General features: G+C 65.6%; 22 protein-coding genes. 7 read left to right on the plus strand and 15 right to left on the minus strand.

Annotated features, from left to right (window positions below):
- Nucleotides 1–3: 3 nt before the first annotated feature.
- A complete protein-coding gene (locus tag BLR29_RS23855) occupies nucleotides 4–756 on the minus strand; it encodes a response regulator transcription factor (protein WP_092140267.1) in 753 nt (250 codons plus the stop codon).
- Nucleotides 757–1101: 345 nt separating this feature from the next.
- On the opposite strand from BLR29_RS23855, the gene cls reads away from it, so the two are divergent.
- Nucleotides 1102–2538: a cardiolipin synthase gene (gene cls / locus BLR29_RS23860; RefSeq protein ID WP_092140269.1), complete on the plus strand. Its 1437-nt coding sequence runs from the start codon at nucleotides 1102–1104 to the stop codon at nucleotides 2536–2538.
- A 3-nt stretch (nucleotides 2539–2541) separates the two neighbouring features.
- Here cls and BLR29_RS23865 read toward each other — a convergent pair whose 3' ends face one another.
- Nucleotides 2542–3072, minus strand: a complete 531-nt coding sequence (locus BLR29_RS23865; protein ID WP_092140271.1) for an SRPBCC family protein — start codon at nucleotides 3070–3072, stop codon at nucleotides 2542–2544.
- 102 nt (nucleotides 3073–3174) lie between these two features.
- Between BLR29_RS23865 and BLR29_RS23870 the strand changes: the two genes are divergently transcribed.
- The 3 genes from BLR29_RS23870 to BLR29_RS23880 all read left to right on the plus strand — a co-directional run bounded on the left by BLR29_RS23870 (nucleotide 3175) and on the right by BLR29_RS23880 (nucleotide 4894).
- Complete coding sequence (locus BLR29_RS23870; protein ID WP_092140273.1) at nucleotides 3175–3831, plus strand: TetR/AcrR family transcriptional regulator; 657 nt, start codon at nucleotides 3175–3177, stop codon at nucleotides 3829–3831.
- 342 nt (nucleotides 3832–4173) lie between these two features.
- The gene (locus BLR29_RS23875) at nucleotides 4174–4623 is read left to right on the plus strand and encodes a hypothetical protein (RefSeq protein ID WP_255371398.1); all 450 of its coding nucleotides are present in this window, start codon (nucleotides 4174–4176) and stop codon (nucleotides 4621–4623) included.
- 82 nt (nucleotides 4624–4705) lie between these two features.
- Entirely contained in the window at nucleotides 4706–4894 is a 189-nt protein-coding gene (locus BLR29_RS23880; protein WP_092140276.1) for a hypothetical protein, read from the plus strand.
- A gap of 53 nt (nucleotides 4895–4947) precedes the next feature.
- Here the strand turns inward: BLR29_RS23880 and BLR29_RS23885 are convergent, their stop codons facing one another.
- The 6 genes from BLR29_RS23885 to BLR29_RS23910 all read right to left on the minus strand — a co-directional run bounded on the left by BLR29_RS23885 (nucleotide 4948) and on the right by BLR29_RS23910 (nucleotide 11801).
- The gene (locus BLR29_RS23885) at nucleotides 4948–5373 is read right to left on the minus strand and encodes a hypothetical protein (protein WP_092140277.1); all 426 of its coding nucleotides are present in this window, start codon (nucleotides 5371–5373) and stop codon (nucleotides 4948–4950) included.
- A 272-nt stretch (nucleotides 5374–5645) separates the two neighbouring features.
- Nucleotides 5646–6779 carry an alpha/beta fold hydrolase gene (locus BLR29_RS23890; RefSeq protein WP_255371399.1) on the minus strand — a complete coding sequence of 378 codons (1134 nt, stop codon included), beginning with the start codon at nucleotides 6777–6779 and terminating at the stop codon, nucleotides 5646–5648.
- A 126-nt stretch (nucleotides 6780–6905) separates the two neighbouring features.
- A complete protein-coding gene (locus BLR29_RS23895) occupies nucleotides 6906–7697 on the minus strand; it encodes an endonuclease/exonuclease/phosphatase family protein (RefSeq protein ID WP_255371400.1) in 792 nt (263 codons plus the stop codon).
- Nucleotides 7694–9913, minus strand: a complete 2220-nt coding sequence (locus BLR29_RS23900) for a VTT domain-containing protein (protein ID WP_255371401.1) — start codon at nucleotides 9911–9913, stop codon at nucleotides 7694–7696. Before BLR29_RS23900 ends, BLR29_RS23895 begins: the two co-directional genes overlap by 4 nt.
- A gap of 216 nt (nucleotides 9914–10129) precedes the next feature.
- Entirely contained in the window at nucleotides 10130–10909 is a 780-nt protein-coding gene (locus BLR29_RS23905; protein ID WP_092140279.1) for a helix-turn-helix transcriptional regulator, read from the minus strand.
- Nucleotides 10893–11801, minus strand: coding sequence for a DMT family transporter (locus BLR29_RS23910; protein ID WP_092140280.1), 909 nt, complete (start codon nucleotides 11799–11801; stop codon nucleotides 10893–10895). The genes BLR29_RS23905 and BLR29_RS23910 overlap by 17 nt, the downstream gene beginning before the upstream one ends.
- Before the next feature lie 175 nt (nucleotides 11802–11976).
- Between BLR29_RS23910 and BLR29_RS23915 the strand changes: the two genes are divergently transcribed.
- From BLR29_RS23915 to BLR29_RS23925, 3 genes are all read left to right on the plus strand, one after another.
- Nucleotides 11977–12900 carry an energy transducer TonB gene (locus BLR29_RS23915; RefSeq protein WP_143018509.1) on the plus strand — a complete coding sequence of 308 codons (924 nt, stop codon included), beginning with the start codon at nucleotides 11977–11979 and terminating at the stop codon, nucleotides 12898–12900.
- A gap of 15 nt (nucleotides 12901–12915) precedes the next feature.
- Entirely contained in the window at nucleotides 12916–13431 is a 516-nt protein-coding gene (locus BLR29_RS23920; protein ID WP_092140283.1) for a cupin domain-containing protein, read from the plus strand.
- Between the two features lie 172 nt (nucleotides 13432–13603).
- On the plus strand, nucleotides 13604–14236 hold the full coding sequence (locus BLR29_RS23925) for a LysE family translocator (protein WP_255371402.1): 633 nt from the start codon (nucleotides 13604–13606) through the stop codon (nucleotides 14234–14236).
- Nucleotides 14237–14275: 39 nt separating this feature from the next.
- On the opposite strand, the gene BLR29_RS23930 is transcribed toward BLR29_RS23925, so the two are convergent.
- The 7 genes from BLR29_RS23930 to BLR29_RS23960 all read right to left on the minus strand — a co-directional run bounded on the left by BLR29_RS23930 (nucleotide 14276) and on the right by BLR29_RS23960 (nucleotide 21788).
- Nucleotides 14276–16033, minus strand: coding sequence for an FAD-dependent oxidoreductase (locus BLR29_RS23930; RefSeq protein ID WP_092140284.1), 1758 nt, complete (start codon nucleotides 16031–16033; stop codon nucleotides 14276–14278).
- Nucleotides 16034–16068: 35 nt separating this feature from the next.
- The gene (locus BLR29_RS23935; protein ID WP_092140285.1) at nucleotides 16069–17121 is read right to left on the minus strand and encodes an alpha/beta fold hydrolase; all 1053 of its coding nucleotides are present in this window, start codon (nucleotides 17119–17121) and stop codon (nucleotides 16069–16071) included.
- A gap of 148 nt (nucleotides 17122–17269) precedes the next feature.
- The gene (locus tag BLR29_RS23940; RefSeq protein ID WP_255371403.1) at nucleotides 17270–17758 is read right to left on the minus strand and encodes a MarR family winged helix-turn-helix transcriptional regulator; all 489 of its coding nucleotides are present in this window, start codon (nucleotides 17756–17758) and stop codon (nucleotides 17270–17272) included.
- Between the two features lie 191 nt (nucleotides 17759–17949).
- Complete coding sequence (locus tag BLR29_RS23945; protein ID WP_092140290.1) at nucleotides 17950–18411, minus strand: DUF6130 family protein; 462 nt, start codon at nucleotides 18409–18411, stop codon at nucleotides 17950–17952.
- Between the two features lie 328 nt (nucleotides 18412–18739).
- The gene (chrE, locus tag BLR29_RS23950; RefSeq protein WP_092140294.1) at nucleotides 18740–19078 is read right to left on the minus strand and encodes a rhodanese family chromate resistance protein ChrE; all 339 of its coding nucleotides are present in this window, start codon (nucleotides 19076–19078) and stop codon (nucleotides 18740–18742) included.
- A gap of 296 nt (nucleotides 19079–19374) precedes the next feature.
- On the minus strand, nucleotides 19375–20541 hold the full coding sequence (locus BLR29_RS23955) for a porin (protein WP_092140403.1): 1167 nt from the start codon (nucleotides 20539–20541) through the stop codon (nucleotides 19375–19377).
- Between the two features lie 257 nt (nucleotides 20542–20798).
- Nucleotides 20799–21788, minus strand: a complete 990-nt coding sequence (locus BLR29_RS23960) for a Bug family tripartite tricarboxylate transporter substrate binding protein (protein ID WP_176861042.1) — start codon at nucleotides 21786–21788, stop codon at nucleotides 20799–20801.
- Nucleotides 21789–21832 lie beyond the last annotated feature (44 nt).

A 21832-nucleotide genomic window follows, 5' to 3' on the forward strand; every position in this document is an offset into this window, starting at 1 on the left:
CCGCTACGCCACTAGAAACGGCCGGGGTGTCTCGCCAAGGTCATGTCGGGCCACATGGTCGATGATATCGAGCCGGTAGCCCTGGGCGTAGACGACATTCACGGTAACGCCGCTCTCCGGACACAGGTTCAGTGTCCTGCGCATGCGGGACACCAGTCCGGCGAGGGCGCGCGACAGGGGCGGGAGGTCGTGCCCCCAGATCGTATGTTCAATGCGCTTGCTGGCGAGGATCCGTCCCGCGTTGGCGAACATCAGCGTGGCGAGGTCGAATTCCTTCGGTGTCATCCGGATGCGTTTGCCGTCGAAGACGGCGAAGCGTCCGATGTTGTTCAGTTCGTAGGGGCCGGCACGGACGTGCATGGTGCCGCGAATGCGTGTGTCCGACATGCGCCGGCGCAGTGCGGCGATGCGCGCCAGCAGCACCCGGGATGTCAGCGGGCCGACTACGTAATCGTCAGCGCCCGCATCGAGGGCTTCGACGAGGTCGTCGTCGTTGTTCTGGCTGGACAGCATGACGATGGGTACGTCGCGGGCACGCACCGAGCGGACCGCGCGAATGATGTCGATGGCAGAGACGTCGGGCAGTTCGCTGTCGATCAGCAACATGTCATAGCTGTCGTGCCCGAGGCCGTGGATCAGGTCCCGGCCGGCCTGGAAGAGACTGCATCGAAAGCCGGCGATGGACAGCATTTCCTGAAGAGGATGGCGGGGCGACTCGCGGTTGGCCAGCAGCGCGATGTTGGTGGTGACATTCATACAGCGGCTATCGGAACCTGAAACGGATTGAAAGACGTAAAAACACGGCTCAGCGTACCCAGCGCCCGGGGCACGAACAATAGGAGAATCTTGAAAAAATTCAGGGGACGTCGGCAAGCGACAAGCTGTTACATTGGATCGTCGGAAGATTCTTATCCACAGATTGTGTGGATAACTGCCAGGCCCGGGCGACCTGGCGCGCGTCCGCAAGCCGTGGCATCGGCGCGCCTAAAAATGAGGCAGCCCTGCCGGATGGAATGCGCCGGACGGGGGATGCCGGTCAGCGGCGCGCTATGCCAGAATAGCGCTCATCGTGTACGGGTCTGCCAAGGCTGAAACCTGCCCATGTTGCTGAGTCCTAGCGTGATTGCCGCGGTCGTCGTGACCTTCCACGCTGTCGGCGTACTGGCCGCGCTGCACGCTGTCATGACGGTGCGGACGGCGCCGGGCGCCATCGCGTGGGCCGGATCGCTGGTGATGATGCCGTACTTCGCGCTGATTCCCTACCTGATCTTCGGTCGCAGCACGTTCGCCGGGTACGTCAACGCGCGGCGCTTCAACAACGATCGCCTCCGCGAAATTCGCCAGGGGATGAGTGCGCCAGAGCGCGACGCCCTCAGGGCGTGCGTGGTGGCCTCGCCCGCGCAGGCCTGCATGCGGGCATTGCCGCGCCTGACCGGCCTGCCTTGCCTTGCCAACAACAACGTGCGGCTGCTGATCAACGGCACGGAAACCTTCGAGGCGATCTTCGCCGCGATCGAAGCCGCCACGCAGGTGGTGCTGGTTCAGTTCTTCATCGTCCATGATGACGAACTCGGGCGGGAACTCCAGCGCCGCCTGTGCGAGCGCGCCCAATCCGGTGTCAAGGTCTATTTCCTCTACGACAGCATCGGCTGCCATGGCCTGGGGCGCGGCTATGTGCGCGTCCTCCAGCAGGCGGGCGTGGAGGCGCGGCCGTTTGCCACGCATCCCGGCTTTGTCAATCGCTTTCAGCTCAATTTCCGCAATCACCGCAAGCTCGTGATCGTCGATGGCGCGCGCGCATTCGTCGGTGGCCACAACGTCGGCAACGAATACCTGGGCAAGCATCCCCCGCTGGCACCATGGCGCGACACGCATATCGAGATTCGCGGCGCCGCCGTGCTGGAGTTACAGATGGCGTTCGCGGAGGACTGGTACTGGGCGGCACGCGACGTGCCGTATCTGATGCTGCCGCCGCAGGAGGCGGTGGGGGCGATGGTGTGCCAGATCGTGCCTTCGGGGCCCGCCGATGCACAGGAGACCTGCTCGCTGTTCTTTGTCGAGGCGATCCAGTCCGCGCGCGAGCGGCTCTGGATCACGTCGCCGTATTTCGTCCCGGACGAGGCCGTGTTCGCCATGTTGCGGCTGGCCGTGCTGCACGGCGTGGACGTGCGCATCCTCATTCCGTCCCGGCCGGACCATCTGGTGGTCTACGCGGCCTCCACGCTCTACGCCTATCAGGCCATCTGCGCGGGTGTGCGGATCTACCGCTACCAGCCGGGTTTCCTGCACCAGAAGGTCATCCTGATTGACGACGAGGCCGCGGCAATCGGGACGGCCAATCTCGACAACCGCTCGTTCCGGCTTAACTTCGAGATGATGGTGATGACCGCCCATCCGGATTTCGCGCGTGACGTGACGCGCATGCTCGAGGCCGACTTTGCGCAGGCGCGGGAGATCGGCCGAGAGGAATTCCTGTCGTCACCGGCGATCATGCGGGTGGCCATGCACGTGGCCAAACTGTTCGCGCCGATTCTCTGAAAGCTATTGCTCCGCGGCGGACTTCAGGCTGGCGAGTCCGGCCTCGAAGTCCTGCCCGACCATTTTGTCCATCGAAAAGAACAACTGCATGATCTTGCCGATAAAGGTATTGGGACCATGCATGGCCCAGGTGACTTCGGTGGCAGTGGCGCCAGCGGGGCGCAGCGTGAAATCAACGTTGTTGTGGGCCTCGAACGGCTTGGTGAAGTCCAGCCGCAGGCTGACACGCGATGGCGCTTGCGTGTCGGTAATCTCCATGCTGCCCATGCCGATGTCCTTGTTGCCTTCCCACGCATAGGTGGCGCCCTTGCCTTCGGGCGATCCGCCAAAAGTGCGCTTCATCGATGGGTCTTTCTTCTCGTAAGGGGACCACGCGTCCCAACGCTGGAAGTTCACCAGATACGGGTAGATCTTGTCGGGCGATGCCTGGATGGTGGTGCGGCGTTCCACGCGGAAGCTGTCGGGGCGGGTGGCCGCGTAGATCAGCACAAGCGCGATCAGGGCAATTACAACAAGGGAAATGGTCTTCAGCACAGGCGTCTCCTGGGTCTCTTGCGTCAGTATCTGGCGGCATTTGTGTACACTGTCTACTATAAGTTAGCAGATAGTGTGGACAGCGTCCACATCGGAGTGGAAATGAACCGAACCGCCGCCGCAACGCCGCAATCGCCGCCCACGCGCACCACCTACCGGCACGGCGATCTCCGCCGCGCGTTGCTGGAAGCCGGTATCGACCTGGCCCGCGCGGGAGGCCCGGACGCCGTCGTCCTGCGTGAAGCCACGCGCCGTGCGGGCGTGGTGCCCAATGCCGCCTATCGACACTTCGCCAGCCGCCAGGACCTGCTGCAGGCGGTGCGCGCCGCCGCCTTGTCGGGGCTGGCGATGGCGATGGAGGCCCAGCTTGGAGCGCTGCCGCCAGATGCCTCGCCAGCGGACCGGGCGCGTGGCAGCCTGCGCGCCGTCGGGACCGGGTACTTGCAATTTGCGCTGGCGGAGACCGGCTTGTTTCGCACCGCGTTCTCGGTGCCGGATGACGTGGAAGACGACGCCGATCCCGCCAAGGCCGGCAACAGTGGACTCAATCCGTTCCAGCTGCTGGGCGCCGCGCTGGACCACTGGGTGGATGCGGGACTGCTGCCGCCCGAGCGCCGTCCCGGCGCGGAGTATGTCGCATGGTCCGCGGTGCATGGGCTTGCGATCCTCCTGATCGATGGCCCGCTGCGCGGCCGCGCACAGGAGCAAGCGGCCATCATCGGGCAGCGGCTGCTGGATATGGTCGAGAACGGTTTGTAAATTCGCATGCGACCAATCGTCCGATCAGATAAAAAAATGCCGCGTGGCGGGGACCACGCAGCATCGAAGAGTAGAACACCAGGGAGGGGTTGACCTTGGTGCCCATCGGGTTACCCGCATTGCACGAGCGACGCCAAGTGTATTGAGACGAATCTGATCCGAAAATCGGAAATCATCTAATTACTCTGAGCAGGGAGTCGCGCCGGTTCGCATCCGGAATCGGACTTCCGGGCACGATTCCTGTCTAACATTGAGTCAGACCTTGCAGATATCGTCGCAGTCGAGGAGACCACGATGGGACGCGCCCGCAGATGGGTATTGGGGGGGATCGCCGGAGCCACTTTGACTCTGGGCGGATGCGTGGCGTACCCGGGTTACGACGCCTATGGCTATGGCTACGCCGACGGCTACCCGCTGGGCTATTACGGCACGTACTACAACGGCTACGCGGGCGATTCCAGCTACTCCAGCTACTACGGCGGCAGCTATCCGGCCTATTCCGGGTACTACTACGGCGGCTATCCGTATTACTACGGTGGCTGGCCGGTCTACGGCGGGTTCTACGGCAGTGTCTGGTATCGCGGCGGGTATGGCGGCTACCGCGGCTACTACGGTTATCGTGGCTACTACGGCGGCTATCGCGGATACCGGGGCTATCGTGGCTACGGCGGCTACGGCGGCTACGGTGGATACAGAGGGTACGGTGGCTATCACGGCTACGGCGGCTGGCACGGCGGCGGACAAGGCAGCTATGGTGGCAGCCGTGGTGGTGGACGCGGCGGGCGCCGCTAGGCGATGGATCCGCCTGGCAAGCGGGCCCCGGCCGCACTACCATCAAAGCCTGCTGCTGCCGTCCACAGAGGAGTCTTGCGACATGACCAAGTCCAGCCCATCTCGGAAACCGGCCGCAAAGCCTCAGACCGGCAAGCCCCCTCCATCACGCGACGACATGGTCGAAGATGAGTTGGACGAAGCCTTGCGTGAGACATTTCCGGCCAGCGATCCGATCGCCGTGGATCCTAATCCGCGCAGCGCGCCCGATGGCGACCCGGCCAGGCGTTAAGGCGCTCTGGCCGTCGAGGTACTAAATCGCCGGGATGCGCGTCGGCAGGCCGCCTATGGCAACTGCCGTAACTGACCGATGACGGACATCAGCCGACCGTGCGCGACGATAACCGATGACTCATCCTGCAGCGCCTCCTGGTAGCGCTTGCGGAAGGCTTCGTCGCCGCGTTCGCTGAATAGTTTCTGCGCGGCACCGGCCACGGCGCGGCAGGTGTCGTCGTGATGCTCATCGCCCTCGAGCTCTTCGTCGATCTCGATAATCAGACGCGATAACGGGTCCAGCCACCGGAAGAAGGTTTCCTCGGTGACCAGTTGCACGAATTGCCCCGCGGGGATCGGGCCATGAAGCCGCTCGTATTGGCCGCGGTCGTAGCCGATGACTTCCTTGTGCACCTGGAGCAAGGCCGCGCGCAAGGCGCGCAGGCCGGAACGGCGGGTTTCCTGGGTGGCAAGGAATTGTTCGCTGGGCATGCCCATCTCCACTTTCCTGTTCATGGGCAGGTTGTATCGACATGACCCGTCGGCAGCGTCCTCCCGGGAACCGCCTTCACCTGCCCGCTATTGTTGGGCCCACGCAACCACTCTTTTTGAGCGTGCACTGTGTGCAAGTCAGTATAGGTAGCAAGCGTGGGCCGATCTAGCGCGGCAGCCTAGCGAAATACCCGTATTGCGGCCCTGCGCCAAGGCGTGGCGGCCACGTCTGGCGCGGCGCCGCATCCTCGGCGCGTTGCAGTGCAATGCGCCTGCCTTTACTTCTGCGCAGGCAACTCCTGCATCAGTTGCACCAGGTAGCCCTTCCAGATTTCCGGATGCGCAAGCGTCTGGTGGCCGAAGGTGTGCTCGCTTTCCGGCATCTCCACAAACTTGCCTTGGGGCACCTTCGGCACCGTACGCTGCATGACGCCAAGATCCACGGCGTTGATCATGTCATCCGCAAAGTTGACCGCAAAGAGCGGGGCGCGGATCTTGCCGAGGTCGGGCTCCGGGTTGTAGTCCCACGACGACTCGAACCAGTAGAGGTAGTCGTTCGCATCCAGGGCCCGGCTGTCCGATACGGCCTTGTCGAAATACTGGTTGACCTGATCGCGCGTGGGCGCGGCGCGCTGCAAGGTGGCTGCGCTCTGCGTCATCAGCGCGAAGAGCGGCACGGTATTGGTCCAGCGCGCAGGCTGCCGCGTGTAGTTGCCACCGTTCCATTCGGGGTCATTGCGGATCGCTTCGATCAGCGTGCGACGCCACAGCCAGTTTCGGCCGGACATCGCCACGGGCTGGCTGGCGATCGGCATCAGCGCATCCATCATCTCGGGGTGGCGCTCTCCCCAGATCCACGTCTGCATGCCACCCATCGACGTGCCGAGCACCAGCCGCAGGTGATCCACCTTCAGCCCCTCCGTCAGCAGGCGATAGTGGCCTTCCACGACGTCGTTATAGCCATAGCGCGGAAAGCCGGCGCGCAGGCCATCGCTGGGTTTGCTCGAGCCGCCGCGGCCAATACCGTCCGGCATGATGATGTAGTAGCGCGACGCGTCCAGCGGCTGCCCCGGTGCGAACAGCTCCTTCTGCATCAGCGGCGTCAGGAACGCGCGGCCCGTACCCGTGGTGCCGTGGAGCAGCAGCACGGCGTTGTTGACCTTGCCGTCGGCACCGCGCGTGGGGGTGCCCAGCGTCGTGTAGTGCAGCTTCAGGGTCGGCAACGTCTGACCATCCTGGAAGCGGAAATCGCGTACCACTGCTTCGCCGTCCTTCGGCTGGAGGGCCGATGCGGACGTCGCGGCCTGGGTCGGGCCCTGGCCCGGGGTCGAGGTCTGGGCCTGCGCCATGCCCCATCCCAGTGCCGCCGCGACGATCCATGGCGTCACGCCGCGCATTGCAGTCTTGCTCATCGAATATCTCCCTTGTGTTGTTTGAGTACGCGGGATCATACGCGCGGCGTGCGCGTTCTGCAGGCGCACGTGTTGCGGCTACAACGCGGCCATCGTGCGACCCTGATCCGAGCGCGATGCAGCGCTTCAGCGATGCTGCGGCAGCGCCATCACGCCGGCTTCGGCGAGGCCTGCGGGTGCTGTCAGCCGCAGTTGCGCCAGCAGGGGCAAATGGTCCGATGCCCGGCGTGCCAGCGGGCTGCGATGGCTCGACACCGAGACCAGATGCGCGCGCGGCGAGGTCCAGATCCGGTCGAGTGCCAGCAGCGGCCGTCGCGATGGAAATGTCGAGACATGCGGCGTGCGTTCGAAATACGCATGCAGCCAGCGCAGGGGACGGCCCCACAGGAACCACTCGTTAACGTCCCCCAGCAGGATCGTCGGTTGCGCGGGCGCCTCGGCCAGCGCGGTCAACAGCCTGCGCACTTGCCAGCGGCGTTCGCTGGGACGCAGGCCCAGGTGTGTGGCGATCACGCGCAAGGCAAAGGTGCCGTGCCCGATCGCGTCGCACGCCAGTAGCGTGTCGATGGCGCCGCGCGGCTCGCGACCCTTGACGCTCAGGTCGATATGGCGGACGAGCAGGGGCCGGTAGCGTGTCAGCAACGCATTGCCATAGTCACCGTCGGCCCGCGCCAGCGTAGGACCCGGGATGGCAAGCAGACCACTGTGGCCGGCCAGAAAACGGAGCATGTCGAACCCCGTCGCCCGGGTTTCCACCTCCTGCAGGGCGATGAGGTCCGCGCCGAGCTCTCGCAGTACGTCCCCGATGCGATTGGGTACGAAACGGCCATCCGTGCCGATGCCGCCGTGGATGTTGTAGCTGGCCACCGCGATGTCGGCGTGAAGTTCCGCCGTCCGTGGCGGCGCCGGGGCGTTCACGCGGCACCCTCGCGTGACGGCGTGCGCGCGCAGGCGCCGGACCGTGATGGTGGTGCATCGCCGTGGCCGTGCCGATTCGAGGTGTGGGCATGGCGTCGCCGGCGTCGGCGCAACACCCACAGCACGGTGGCAGGCACCAGCAGCACCAGCGCCAGCAGCGCGAAGGTGAGCGCCCCGGGATTGCGCGCGACGGCGGCGATGCGGTCCACCAGCGACGCGGAGATGACGATGCCCGGCGTCATGCCAATCGCCGTGCCGAGCAGGCAGTCGCGCAAGCTGATGCGCGATGCGCCCACCACCAGATTCACCAGCGTGAACGGCGCCACCGGAACCAGCCGCAGGACCACCATCGCCAGCAAGCCATGCTGCCCCACCTGCTGGCTCAGCCGGTTCAGCCGGCGTCCGCCAAAGCGGCGCACCGCGTTGCGTCCGAGCAATCGGCCCGCAGTGTGGCCGGCCGCCGTGCTCAGCACGGTGCCGCACAAGGCCAGCACGCCGCCGTAAAGCGGCCCGAACACCACCACCGTCACCACGATCAGCACGGTCACGGGCACCATCACCAACCCGCCCACGACATACGCCGCCATCATGGCCACCGGCGCCAGCGGCATGTCATCCACGCGGTGCACCAACGCCAGCAGGTGCCTGAAGTCCGCCCATTCGCGCAGCGGCGTATAGCGCCATGCAAAGGCCAGCCCGGCGAGCACGACGACCAGCACCACCACCATCGCCACGCGGCCCGCTACACGCGGGCGGGCTTCATGGCTGACGAACTCGGCGATGACCTCATCGCGGTCGATGGGTTCGATCGGGTCCAGCAGAGCGGCGTCCGGCAAGGCGGCATCCACTTCATCGGGAACCGTCGGCAAGAAGCGCTCAAGCGTGCGGCCGCCCCCACGGTGCAGCGTGGCGATGGCCGCATGCAGGCCGTCGCCGCGGGCCAGGGCCGCGTCCAGTTCGCCGGGCGTCACGGCCAGATGCTCGCTCAGTAGCCGACCCCGCATGGCGCGTATCGCCGATGCGATCCGCGCTTCGCCACGGCACTCGATCACGAGGTTGCATTCGGTATCGAGGCCGAACGAGCGGTTGCTCAGGTTGGCCGATCCGATGGTCAGCAGGCGGTCGTCGACCACCATGACCTTGCTGTGCACATTGACGCAGGCGTCGCCGAGATCCGGCACGTGCGGGCAGTAGAGCTGGAACCGCCCGTGCGCGTCGGCCTCGCGCAGTTGCCGGCAGAGCCGTGCGCGCAGCACGCCCATGCTGGCTTCCTCGAGCCAGCCGCTTTCCGTGCGGCGCGATACCAGCGCGATATCCGGCCCATCGGGCTCGCGCAGACGTTCGGCCAAGGCATCGGCGATCAGGCCGGAGCTGAAGTACTGGTTCTCCAGATAGATGTCATCGCGCGCCGCGCCAATGGCGTCCTCGTAGAGCGCACGGACTTCACTGACGGCCGGCTCGTCGTCGCAGGCGGGCGCGGTGCGGCTGATGCCGAGGCGGACATCGGTGAGATCGGGTTGTACGGTGTCCGGCCAGGCGTCTCCCGCGGGTGCCACCGGCTCGCGCGGATGGCGACCCGTGGCACGTAGCCAGCGCGCCGCGGCCAGTTCACCCAGTGCGCCTGCCGCCGGACCATCGACCATGCACTGCACGTCGTGGAAAGGCGGATAGGGCTTGCCGTCCGGATCCACGCGACGGGGATCGTCGGCCAGGTGATGGTGGGTATCCCAGCGTCGGATCGTAAGGTCCAGTCCGCCGACAAAGGCCACCTGGTGATCGATCACCACGACCTTCTGGTGATGCGATGCGCCGGCCGGGTGGTTGCCGTCGAGCTGGAACGACAGGCGATGGTGCGTTTGCCAGTGCGTCCTCGCCGCCGGCAGCCATTCGCGTTCGAGGGCAAACACCATCGCGAAGTCCCAACTCAGCACGTAGACGTGCAGCCCGCGCCGGCGACGACACAGGGCATTCAGGAAATCGCGCAATCCGGCGGGCAGGCCGTCATCAGGAGCATCAGGAGCACCCGGAGCAAGTTGCATCCGGCTGTCGATGTCCCAGCCGAGGATGAACACGCTGTGCTCCGCGCGGATCAACGATTGCCGCAGCGCCGAAAAATAGGCGTCCGCATCCACCAGCATCGCAAAGCGTTGGCAGGGCTCTACCCGCCAGCAGTTGGCGCCGGGTTGCAGGATTGAGGGGCTCGGGGTGGCGATCACGCCGGAGCCGGCGCAATTTCCGTACCGGTTGCGGCAATGCGGTTCGCCACCGCATCGCCGCGTGCATACCCGACGTACGCGTTACGGCGACCGGTGCGATGGAGTTGCCGTTGCTACGAGCCTTGCCACCAGCCTTTGTAAATTGCCCTTGTAAATTCTTCCATGCCGTCCCCGGGACATGTCACGAGGAATCGCCGGCGCGAGGCGTCGTGGCCGTCACGCAGGCGGCGCGACGGCAGCGGCTCGCCACGCCCCGGGCGGCATGCCGAAGCGGCGCGCAAATGCGCGCGTGAACGTGGTCTGGTCCGGATAGCCCACGGCAAAGGCAATCTCGGCCAGTGGCATCGTGCCAGCCATCAGCCACTGCACGGCCTGATCCAGCCGCAGGCGGGTCTGGTAGCCATGCGGCGTGTCGCCGAACGCTTCGCAGAAGAGAGTATGGAAGCGCCGCGCGCCCCAGCCGAAATGCGCGGCCAGCTGGTCGCTCCGCAGGGGCGCGGCCAGATTGGCCCGCAGGCAGGCATCGATGGCCATGACGGGGAAGCGTGCCGCCTCGTGCGATGCGGATTCCAGGCCGAGCGTGGTCGCCAGATCTCCGGCCAATGCCGCGGCATGTTGCCATGCGCGCTGCGGCGGGGCGCCGGGCGGTTCCGGACGTGCCGCCGCCAGCGACCGCACGCGGCTGGCGAACGCGCCTTCAATCGCAAACGTGCGCGGACGCGCCATCAGCCGGCCGGGCAACGCGACCGAGCCTGCGGGGAAGTCCGCTACTACCTGAAGGTTGGCGCGCAGACCGACGCAAACGTGATGGTCGCCAGCGGGCACCACCAGTCCGTGCCCGCCATCCACGCGATAGGCGTGACCGTCGATTTCCAGTTCGATGGCGCCATCCACGCCAAACAGCAACTGATGGTAGTCGTGCGCATGGCCGAGCGGCCACGGCTGGTAGCGCCGCAGGTCAACCAGCGGGGCGGCGTGATCAGCGCGCCGGGGCATGGCGAAGTCTGCCTTGTGTCTGGCACAGCCAGACGCCCGCGCCGGCCACCGCCATGCCGATCCACTGGACCGGGCCCAGATGGTCGCCGAACAGCAGTGCAGCCTGCACGGCCGCAAGAGGCGGCGCCAGGAACATCAGCGCCGCGGCATTGGCGGCCTGTCCGCGACGCACCAGGCCCAGCAACAGCCATGTGCCCGCACCGGACAGCACAAACGCCGCCCAGCCAAGCGATGCCCACAGCGTCAGGCCAGGGGTCCAACGCAATGTGTCGACATCGCCCGTTGCACAAACCAGGATGCCGGCCACCAGCATCGCGCCGGTGTTCTGCCAGGCCGAGCTGGTGCGAATGTCTGCTCTCGAAATCGAGGTCTTCTGCAACAAGGTTCCCATGGTGATGGAAAGAATGGCCAGCACGCCAATCAGCACAATCCACGGCGACACAGCATTCGGCGCGCCGGCCCGCATCGCCGGCACCACCACCAGGCCCACGCCGAAAGCGCCCAGTGCCAGCCCGCGCCACGTGCGCGGGGACGGCAGCTCCTTCAGCAGCGGAATGGCAAGCAGCGCCGTCAGCAACGGCTGCAGCGCGCCCAGCAGCGCCATCACCGACGGGGAAAGCCCGTGTGCCACCGCGCCGTAACCGGCACACAGGTAGATCCCCTGCATCAGCGCGCCGGCGATCAGATGGCGTGGCACTTCGCGCAGCGCCGGCCACCTGGCACCACCGGCCATGGCGGCGACGCCGAACATCACCGCCGCCAGCCCGAAGCGCGCCAGCAGGAACCGGTTGGTATCGGCGACGGGCACGACCGCCTTGCCGACGATAAAGCCGGTGGACCAGATCAGGACGAAGGCCAGGCCGGGCAGCCAGGCGGGGAGGGGGCGTGACATGATGCAACGGCCGTAAAGCAGCCAGCGTAGCGGAAACTGTGCGGAAGGGTATCGCGAGCGGGCAGGGCTGTCTTGGCAATTCCTGCAACGCGCTGACAGGGAAATGGCTTCCCGTACGACAGGCCAGGACGATTTGTGATCTGGAGCCGCCTTTTTGGTGCCAGGATGCTGCGGATTGAGCGAAAATGCCGCTCGCACACAACCCTGGAAGCGGATCGCCCGCACACGTGTGCGCCACGCCAACAACAAGAAAGGGGTCCTCGTGGTGAAACGATGGTGGATCGCGGTCTGCGCGCTGGCAAGCATCGCAGCCCATGCGGACGGGCCGCAGCCCGAAGTGCCGATATCCGGCCCACTTGCCGTCACGGCCATGGTGGAAAGCCTGTACGCCACCCGCGTGCAGGAGGATTTGCTGCGCAAGGCGCGTGACGCGACGGAAGGCGGGCCCTACCGGCCGGGCCTGTTCCACTGCCTTGCAACCGTGAGCCATGCGTCAGTCGGCGCCGCGCTTGCCCCCGTCGCCATGCAGAACCTGACTGCGGAGGAGATCGCGACGGTCACCACCTTCATCGGCAGCCCTACCGGCGAGAAATTCCGCTGGGTGCGCGGTCCGTGGCAGGCAAGGGCCGCCGCGCCGAACGTCGCGCCACTCAGCCAGACCGACCTGGATACCCTGCGGGCCTTTGCGGACAGCACCGTCGGCACCAAGCTGACCATCGTCCCGTCCCTCCCGGCACTGGTAACCGCGATTGGTGATTTCGAGGAACGGACGCTTGCGCGTTGCATGGCCTTGCCCGTGGGCCCGCTATCGGAGCGTCGAAGCGCTACGCTGGCGGAAGCGGGATGCACGCCACCGCTGCCGGTGCGCTATCCGGCTTCGGCCCGCCGCAGCCAGCAGAGCGGCCGCGTCGACGTGGCATTCTGGGTGGACAAGCAAGGCGCCCTGGAGACGACCGCCGTGGTGCGCTCGTCCCGCGTCGAGGCCCTGGATCGCGAGGCCGAGCGCGCCGTGCGCGGCATGCGATGCAAGGTGCTGGAGATTCAGGGCGTGCCAACATCGTTTACGGCGATTCAGCCGATCCAGTTTGAGCTGAAGTAGCCACAAGGAAGCATGATGACCATCCAGCCATCCAGCCCGCGTCACCGCCTGATCCGGGAACTCGGGCTGACACCGCATCCCGAAGGCGGTTTCTATCGCGAGACCTACCGCGATGCCGCGCGGGTGGTGCGTCAAGCCGACGGCGCCGAGCTGAGCGCCTCAACGGCGATCTACTACCTCCTGTGCGACGACGCGTTTTCCGCGTGGCACCGCATCCGCTCGGACGAAGGCTGGCATTTCTACGCCGGCGATCCGCTCGACGTGCATGTGCTGCATGCGGACGGCACGCTGCTGACGCATCACCTGGGCAATCCGCTGGTGGCGCGCGGCACCACGTACCAGGCAGTGGTGCCGGCGGGATGCTGGTTTGCGGCCGAACGCGCGGGCGGCGACAGCGGCTTCTCGCTGGCAGGCTGCACCGTGGCGCCGGGGTTCGAGTTCAGTGAATTCGAACTGGCCGATCCGGCAGCGCTGACATCGGCCCATCCCGCCCATGCCAGCCTGATCGCGCGACTGGGCGCCCGAAGATAGGGCACGCCGGGCGCCCAGGTAGGCCCTAAGCGGCTTCAAGAAGCCTCGGCGGCCAGCTCCGACGCAGGCCGCATCGAAACTGGCACAGCGGATTTCCTCTTAACTGGACCGGTTCAAACGGCGATGGATTGCGCAAACTGCTCCCATCCTTCCTCATCGCCGAGGTGCCGAAATGATGGCTTCCTTCCTGACCACCAATCTGCTCATCGCCTGGTCCGCTTACTTCATCGGCGCCGCCAGTCCCGGCCCCAGCAACCTTGCCATCATGTCGATCGCCACGACGTCGGGCCGCAGGGCCGCGCTGGTGTTCGCCGGCGGCGTGCTGTCGGGGTCGGTCTTCTGGGCCTCGCTGGCCACGCTTGGCTTGTCCGCCGCACTGGTGGCCTGGTCCGGCTTCCTCAGCGTGGCGAAAGTCCTGGGTGGGCTGTATCTGCTCTGGCTGGCATTCAAGTCCGGCCGGGCAGCGCTGAAGCCGGCGTTCGGCAACCATGCGCCATCCGCCGCAGAGCTATCGAACAGACGGCTCTACCTGCGCGGCGCGCTGCTGCAATTCACCAATCCCAAGACGATCCTGGTTTGGATCTCCGTCGTGGCGCTGGCGTCGCCAGCTGGCGGCGGCTCGGCCCATATGCTGACCGTGGTTGCCGGGTGCCTGTCGATTGCGTTCTGCGTGTTTGGCGGCTATGCGCTGCTGTTTTCGACGGCGGTCGCACGGCGGCTCTACCTGTCACTGCGTCGTTGGCTGGACGGCTGCCTGGCCGTGGCCTTTGGCGTGGCGGGATACCGGCTGCTGACCTCGCGCTGAGGATCGCTGCGCGGAAATGAAGCCGGAAATAGAGCGGGTTCAGCCGCGCGCCTGACTCCCGGAGCCCGCAAGGGAAAGGAGATGATGGATCTGCGCCACGACGCCCGCGCCTTCGCCGACGGCCGAGGCCACGCGTTTCGTCGATCCTGAACGCACGTCGCCAATCGCGAAAACGCCCTCGACGCTGGTCTGGGAGGGGAGCGTTGGCACAAAGGCGTCCCCGAGATCGACGCCGGTCAGCACGAATCCGTTTGCATCGCGCGCCACGCTGCATTGCTGCAGCCACGAGGTATTCGGCTGGGCGCCGATAAAGACGAACAGATGATGTGTCGTCATGCTCCCCTCGATACCACCCGCGCCACGATAATGCACGCGCTCCAGGCGCTGGCCGCCTTCGAGCGCGGTGACTTCGACCCGCGTATGCAGCGTCACATTGGCAAGCGCGTTGATCCGTTCGATCAGGTAGTGCGACATGCTGCCGGCAAGGCTGGCGCCGCGAATGAACATGTGTACGTGCTCGGCGTGCGATGCCAGAAATACGACGGCCTGTCCCGCCGAATTGCCGCCGCCGAGCAGCAGCACCGGCTGCTTGCGGCACAGCCGGGCCTCGATCGGCGTTGCCCAGTAGTAGACGCCGCAGCGCTCGAAACGCTCCAGATCCGCGACGTCGGGGCGTCGATACTCGGCGCCGCTGGCGATGACGACGGTACGCGCGGTGATCCGACGATTGCCGGACAGTTCGGCAACGCGTGGATAGGTATCGCAGTGCAGCGCCGTGACCTCGCACGGAATGCCGATATGGGCGCCGAACTTCTGCGCCTGGATGAACGCGCGGTTCGCCAGCTCCTGTCCCGTAATGCCGGTGGGAAACCCCAGGTAGTTCTCGATGCGCGCGCTGGTGCCGGCCTGGCCGCCGGGGGCGCGACAGTCGAATACCGCAACGGACAGGCCATCGGACGCGGCGTAGACGGCCGCCGCAAGCCCCGCCGGGCCGGCACCGATAATCGCCACGTCATACATTTTCGCGGGATCGAAGTCGGGGGTCAGTCCCAGGCAGGACGCGAGCTGCTCCACGTCGGGGTTGTACAGCACGGCGCCGTTCGGGCAGACGACCAGTGGCAGGTCGTCGGGCTGCGGCGTCAGCCGTTGCAGGAGCGCAATCGCGTCGGCGTCGTGCTCCGCATCGATGGCCATGCTCGGAAACGCGTTGCGGCGCAGGAAATTCTGCAGCGCGACGAACCGGGCATCGCCGGTGGCCCCGACGATGACGACGCCGCGTCCACGCTCCATCGCCAGGGTTCGCCGCAGGATCAGGGCTCGCATGATCTTCTCGCCCAGATCCGCCTCGCTGACCATCATGGCGCTCAGCTCGTCGGGGCGGATCAGCAAGGCGTCCACATCCTCGATGACATGCGCATCGACCACCGCCGGCTTGTTCGACAACTGGGTGATATCCGACGTGAACTCTCCGCGCTGCCTGTAAGTGTGGATGACGCGCTTTGCGCTCAGTCCTTCGGGGGCCACAATCCGCACGCTGCCGGACAGGATCACGAACACGCCCGGGCAGAGGCTCCCCACGCGGTACAGGGATTCGCCCTTCGCGTAATGGCATGGGCTGCCGAAGCGGGAGGCGCGCTGGATCTCGTCCCCGGTAAGCACTGGGAACATCTGTGCGCGGCGAGGATGATCGCGCACACTGGGATCTTCATCGATGTCGTTGTCGGCCACGCCGCCGTCATCGATGCCCGCCGAGGGCTTGCCGTGCGTTGCGTTTCCGGACTCCGAAGCTCCACTCATCGCCTCATCTCCTCATCACCTTCCCGACTGCGCGCTCAAAGCCTGGTCACGTCGAGCACCGCCTGAGCGAACGCCGTTGGCGCTTCCTGTGGAAGGTTGTGGCCGATGCCACCCGTCAGGTCCCGATGCTCATACTTGCCAGTGAACTTGCTGCGGTAGGCGCCGGGCGGAGGATGTGGCGCGCCGTTGGCGTCGCCTTCCATGGTGATCGTAGGCACGCCGATGGTGGGCCCCGTCGCCAGCCGTTTCTCGACGTCGTCGTATTTGGCTTCGCCTTCGGCAAGGCCGAGTCGCCAGCGATAGTTGTGTACGCTAACGGCCACGTGATCGGGATTCCGGAACGCGGCGGCACTGCGTTCGAAGGTCGCGTCGTCGAACTTCCATCGTGGTGACGCCTGCTGCCAGATCAGCCGCGTGAAGTCGTGCGTGTATTTCTGGTAGCCATCGCGCCCACGGTCCGTCGCCAGGTAGAACTGATACCACCACTCCAGCTCGGCTGCGGGCGGCAACGGCAGCTTGCCCGCAGCCTGATTGCCGATCAGGTAGCCGCTCACCGCGACGAGCCCGTTGCAGCGCTCCGGCCACAGCGCGGCAATGATGTCGACCGTGCGCGCGCCCCAGTCGAAGCCCGCGAGGACGGCTTTCTGGATACGCAGCGCGTCCATCAGCGCGACGATGTCCTGCGCCACGGCCGCCGGTTGACCATTGCGCAAGGTATCGTTCGACAGGAAACGGGTCGAGCCATAACCGCGCAGATACGGAACAATCACGCGATAGCCGCGCGATGCCACCAGCGGCGCAACATCGACAAAGCTGTGAATGTCGTAAGGCCAGCCATGCAGCATGACGACTGCGGGGCCTTCAGCGGGGCCCGCCTCGGCATAGCCGACATTGAGCAGGCCCGCGTTGATTTGCCGGATCGCCGGGAAGGCCGTATGCGTACCTGGTGTCGTGGCGGGCAGCGGCGTGGTTTTCGCCTGGCCGGTCTGGGCCATGGCGGGAGTCAGCGCGCCGAACTGCGCGGCGGCCAGCGTCAGGGCAGCAGTGCCCAGGAAGTCTCGGCGGGGCCGATCGATATCGTCTGTCATTGTTTTCCCCTGTTTGCGCGGAATGCGGCGAACGGCAGCCCGATAGTCAATCTAGTCTTGCAACGATCATTTGCAAACCAGAAAGTGACGTGCACCGCGTGAAGCATTTGGCGTCGGCAAACGGAACAAGGCCGGGCAGGCCGCGATGCTAGTGGCGCGAACGCTTCGGCAGCTCGCTGGCGATGTCCATGATGGCGTCGGCGCCCGCCTTGCCCATCAGGGCCCTGGCTTCGGCTTGCGCGGTCGACCATGCTGGTGCGGCGCGGCGGAGCAGTGTCTTGCCTTGCGCGGTGACGGAAAGCGGGCGTGTACGGCCATCCTGCTCCGGCGTGCCTTCGGCGAGCCATCCCTGGGCCAGCAGCGGCTGCAGGTTGCGTGTCAGCGTCGAGCGGTCATGATGATTCCGGCGCCCAAGGTCCGCGCGACTGATCGGACCCAACTCGTGCACGAGCACGAGCAGCGTGAACTGCGGCGCGTTGATGCCAAATGGCCGCAGCGCCTGATCGTAAACGGTGGTCAGGACCCGGGAGATCTGCCGGGTTCGGGTGAACAGGCAGTTTCGCAGGATCTCGCCGCCCACCTTGTCGCCCTTGCTCTTCCAGGTATCTGAAGTCATGTCAGCCAATGTGTTGTACATGCAGCAATCCCGCCGGCGCAGGCCCGAGGGGGATCGCCGGATGACGGCTCGCCGCCGCGCATCGAAAGCACCAAGGAACGTATTTAAGGCGAAGGTGGTATCGCGTCTGTATGGCGGCCAGCCCGGTCTTGTCGTGAAGTGTGTCGACGCCGGCGCGGGATACAGACGCGTACAAAAAGGATCAATGAGGATCAATGCTTGTGCGGTTGTGAAGCCTTCAGATCTGGCACGTTGACGGAAACCGTCTCGGTGCCGAGGATCTTGTGGTTCGGATCGGCGAGTTCGAGCCGAAGCTTATGTGCACCCGGCGTCAGCCCCACCACGATGATGGGATCCTCGCTGGTATGGGCCCAGGTGCCCGGCGTGTTATCGACGGTCACGTGAAGGTGCCCGACACGCGGCGATAGCTCGACGGCGGTCTTGCCGAACACCGGCATGATGCGGAAATTCTCGGTCCGGAACTGCACGATGACGACGCCACGGGCCAGCGGTTCAGGCAGCGGCGGATACGGGATCAGCTTTGGCGCCGGTTCCGATTCGACCGGAAGAAGTGCGGGGGGGCGACCGGCATCCGATGCAGTCTGGGCGAAGGCCGTCACGCAGAATGCCGCACCAGCCACAGCGGCTGACACCTGTCTCAGTAGGGAGCGCATGATTCTTGTCCTTTCGCAGATGGGTTGCCTCGCGCGAGCCGAAATGGCCCCGCGCGTAAGTACAGAGTAGGCGTGCGACGGCGTCCCGGATGCGATAGGGCGCGGCAAAATGCGTCGTCAGGCGCAGTGAGTGGCCTATGGCGTCCAATTGCTTTCACCCTGAGCAAGGAAGAACCGCGCTCACATGCGCGCGAGAACGCCGCCGCGTAGCCCGCGGTGGCGTTTCAGGCACGAGCACCGCGCTTGCCGAGGTCGGACATGAACAGATGAAAGGTTTATCGCCGATTTCCGGGTAAGGCCGCAGGGCGCTCGCGCGTCATCCATTTCATCATTCGCTCCGTGATGGTTTGCTGGCCGTGGGGTGACCATCCGCGACCCACTGTTCGATACCACCCTCGAGATACGTGACCGTATGTCCCGCGTTCTCCAGCCGCGTGGCGCAGTCCTGGCCTACCTGATGGCCTCGGACGCAATAGACGACGACAGGTCGGGAGGCGTCGATGGCCGTGATCCAGCGTTCGATGTCGGCGGGATCGTGCCAGTGGGCGCCGATCAGGATTCTGGCACTGGCCTCGAAAGCCTCCGGGCGTCGCACATCGATCAACTGCACGGCGACCGGACCTTCCATCGTCGCGGCAAGCTCACTCGGGGAAATTGACTTGGGCATGTCCTGGCACCTCCGTCCTATTGCTGAGCCGCCGTCTCGAAACGAGCGAAGGCTCTTGGGAATCCTGACGGCAGCATAGGCGGTCGTGAACGACCGCTGCAATGCTGTAGAGATCGCTACAGGCAGAGTCGGCTGCTGGCGATTCCATCAAGAAAGAGCCCAAAAAAAGAGCGCTCGCATACCGAGAGCGCTCAAGAGGACTACGGTTGGCGGCAGGCACGATCGATGTCCCGCGGCAAGGATCGGCCTGCCCGGCGGCTACGTGCCGCCGCTGCGGCTACGTGCCGCCGCTGCGATCAGAACTTGTGGCGAATACCCAGCGCTGCCCCGAACTGATTGCTGTTGCCTTGCGACAGGAAATAGCCGTTGGCAAAGCTGATGGCCGAGGTGTCGAAGTTCAGGCCGGAATTCTTGGAGTAGGCCACGGTCAGGTACACGTCGGTGCGCTTGGAGAAGTTGTAGTCGGCAATGAACGATGCCTGCCACGGGTTCGGCAAGTTGGTGTTCGCCTGCGCGGCGCTGAGGCGAAGCGTCTTCAGGTTGTCGTAGTAGTACGCCGCCGTCAGGCCCAGCGCCGGGGTCACCTGGTAGTTGGCGCCGATCCAGTAGTAGTCGTCACGCAGCAGCGTGTTGCCCGCGGCGTCCTTGGTCTGGCCCCAGCGGTAACCCGCCATCAGCTTGGCCGGGCCAAACGCGTAGCTGGCCGCGGCGCCCGCCTTCCTGGCGGTCCCTTGATTGCCGACCGTCACGGCGGGATTCCACTGGTCATAGGCGATGGCCATGCCAAATGGACCGCCGTTGTAGGCCACGCCGGCACCGTAGCCGGCGTTGTCGCGGAAGTTGCCCGGCGTCTCTCCCGCGCCGCCACCGGCCAGCGGCGTGGTGCCGATGGCGCCCACGCCGGTACCGAAGGACCAGTGCGCTTCCGCCGTGACATCGCCGAGCTTGGCCGAATACTTCGCGGTGTTGTCCGAGCGGAAGTTCGTGCCCAGCTGCGCCACCACCGGTTCATACAGCGTCGCGTAGCCGGTCGGCGAGAAGTTCGCAAACAGGTCGAACATCGTCGTGTACTGGCGACCGAACGTCAGCTTGCCGAAGCGCGCATCCTGCAGGCCGAGGTAGGCCTGGCGTCCAAACAGCCGGCCGCCTTGCGACGACTTGCCATCGTCCAGCGTGAAGCCGCTTTCCAGCACGAACAGCGCCTGCAAGCCGCCACCCAGGTCTTCCACGCCGCGCAGGCCCCAACGCGAGCCGGACAGGCCGCCGCCGCCGGAGAGCGCGACACGGCTGCCGCCTGGTTGCTGCGTGATCGCGCCCGTGGTGGGATTCACGGTTGGTGCGCCGCGTGCCATATGGTTGACGTACTCGATCGGCACGTCGACAACCCCGTACAACGTCACACTCGATTGGGCGTGCGCCGATGCGGCGATCAGCACCGCCGACGCCAGAATGGATCTTTTCACTTTGTCTCCCGAATAATCGTTCTGATGCGCACGATGCGCATGCGCCATTCTGAAGTGTTCGGCAAATTGCGTTTATCCGTACGTCACACCGAATTGTCGATATGACATACATGGTGAATACCCCGAACTCATCATCCAACAGCCGGCAGCGAGCCCATTGACGCGCGATGGCAACAAAAAAAGCCGCGGCAATTTCTGCCGCGGCCTTGCTGAAACAACGCGTCGCCGGACGCGTCGCGCAGGGATTCAATGCCGTGTCATTCGGGCGTGATTCCGGCCTTGGCCACGACCTCCTTCCACGCACGGATGTCGTTGCGAATCACCTGCGAAAACTGCTCGGGCGAGTTAGGGGCCGACCACAGCAATCCCTGCTGCGCAAACGCCGACTGCAAGGCGGGCGCCTGCATGATCCGCGCAATCTCGCGATTGAGGCGGCTGACGATGTCGGGCGGTGTGCGTGGCGGCATGAAGAATCCATACCATCCGTCCAGATCGAAACTGAAGCCTTGCTCCTTCAGCGTCTTCACGTTCGGCAACTGGGGCGCGCGGTGCGTGCCGCTCATGGCGACGGGCACCAGCCGGCCAGACTGGATCAACGCCACCGGCGAGCGCGCATCGACGAAGGCGAGCTTCACCACGCCCCCTTGCAGGTCGGTAAGCAACTGCCCCATGGTCTTGTACGGGATATGCCGCATCCGGAGCCGGCTGTCATGGGCGATGGTCTCCATCGTCAGGTGCCCGGTGGAACCCACTCCCCAGGTGCCGTAGGCGATATCGGGATTGGCGCGCACGTAGTCGAGGAATCCGCCGAAGTCGCGCACGGGCACGCCGGCGGCGGCAACCAGCAAAACCCCGCCCGCACTGACCTGGATGACCGGGGTCAGATCCTTGAGCGTGTCGTAGGGTAGGGTGCGGCGCAGGGCGGCATTGACCGAGACCGCCGAGGCGTTGCTGAAGAGGATCGTGGTGCCGTCGGGCGCGGCCTTCGCGGCCAGATCGTTGCCGATGAGGCCGTTGGCGCCGGGCCGGTTGTCCACGATGACCGGTTGCCCCAGCGCCTTGGACAGCGGATCGGCAAACAGCCGCGCCATCAGGTCGGTGCCGGAGCCGGCGCCGCCGGGCACGATCATGCGCAGGGGCTGGGTGGGCCACGTTGGTGACGTCTGCGCCCAGGCCGGCAACGCGCCGGCCAATATCGACATTCCGCCAGCGGGCAGCACCCTGGCTAACCAGTCGCGTCGGTTCATTGTCATCTCCCGAGGGGCGAGTTGCGTGACTGCCGGGCAGCGCC

This window comes from Cupriavidus sp. YR651, assembly GCF_900101625.1.
Taxonomy (GTDB): domain Bacteria; phylum Pseudomonadota; class Gammaproteobacteria; order Burkholderiales; family Burkholderiaceae; genus Cupriavidus.

What these genes read in the sequence shown, in the direction of transcription:
- BLR29_RS23920 (WP_092140283.1), top strand. Translation starts at nt 12,916, where the DNA reads ATGACCATCCAGCCATCCAGCCCGCGTCACCGCCTGATCCGGGAACTC.
- BLR29_RS23945 (WP_092140290.1), bottom strand. Translation starts at nt 18,411, where the DNA reads ATGCGCTCCCTACTGAGACAGGTGTCAGCCGCTGTGGCTGGTGCGGCA.
- BLR29_RS23940 (WP_255371403.1), bottom strand. Translation starts at nt 17,758, where the DNA reads ATGTACAACACATTGGCTGACATGACTTCAGATACCTGGAAGAGCAAG.
- BLR29_RS23905 (WP_092140279.1), bottom strand. Translation starts at nt 10,909, where the DNA reads ATGCCCCGGCGCGCTGATCACGCCGCCCCGCTGGTTGACCTGCGGCGC.
- cls (WP_092140269.1), top strand. Translation starts at nt 1,102, where the DNA reads ATGTTGCTGAGTCCTAGCGTGATTGCCGCGGTCGTCGTGACCTTCCAC.
- BLR29_RS23910 (WP_092140280.1), bottom strand. Translation starts at nt 11,801, where the DNA reads ATGTCACGCCCCCTCCCCGCCTGGCTGCCCGGCCTGGCCTTCGTCCTG.
- BLR29_RS23890 (WP_255371399.1), bottom strand. Translation starts at nt 6,779, where the DNA reads ATGAGCAAGACTGCAATGCGCGGCGTGACGCCATGGATCGTCGCGGCG.
- chrE (WP_092140294.1), bottom strand. Translation starts at nt 19,078, where the DNA reads ATGCCCAAGTCAATTTCCCCGAGTGAGCTTGCCGCGACGATGGAAGGT.
- BLR29_RS23960 (WP_176861042.1), bottom strand. Translation starts at nt 21,788, where the DNA reads ATGAACCGACGCGACTGGTTAGCCAGGGTGCTGCCCGCTGGCGGAATG.
- BLR29_RS23885 (WP_092140277.1), bottom strand. Translation starts at nt 5,373, where the DNA reads ATGGGCATGCCCAGCGAACAATTCCTTGCCACCCAGGAAACCCGCCGT.
- BLR29_RS23880 (WP_092140276.1), top strand. Translation starts at nt 4,706, where the DNA reads ATGACCAAGTCCAGCCCATCTCGGAAACCGGCCGCAAAGCCTCAGACC.
- BLR29_RS23870 (WP_092140273.1), top strand. Translation starts at nt 3,175, where the DNA reads ATGAACCGAACCGCCGCCGCAACGCCGCAATCGCCGCCCACGCGCACC.
- BLR29_RS23925 (WP_255371402.1), top strand. Translation starts at nt 13,604, where the DNA reads ATGATGGCTTCCTTCCTGACCACCAATCTGCTCATCGCCTGGTCCGCT.
- BLR29_RS23855 (WP_092140267.1), bottom strand. Translation starts at nt 756, where the DNA reads ATGAATGTCACCACCAACATCGCGCTGCTGGCCAACCGCGAGTCGCCC.
- BLR29_RS23935 (WP_092140285.1), bottom strand. Translation starts at nt 17,121, where the DNA reads ATGACAGACGATATCGATCGGCCCCGCCGAGACTTCCTGGGCACTGCT.
- BLR29_RS23930 (WP_092140284.1), bottom strand. Translation starts at nt 16,033, where the DNA reads ATGAGTGGAGCTTCGGAGTCCGGAAACGCAACGCACGGCAAGCCCTCG.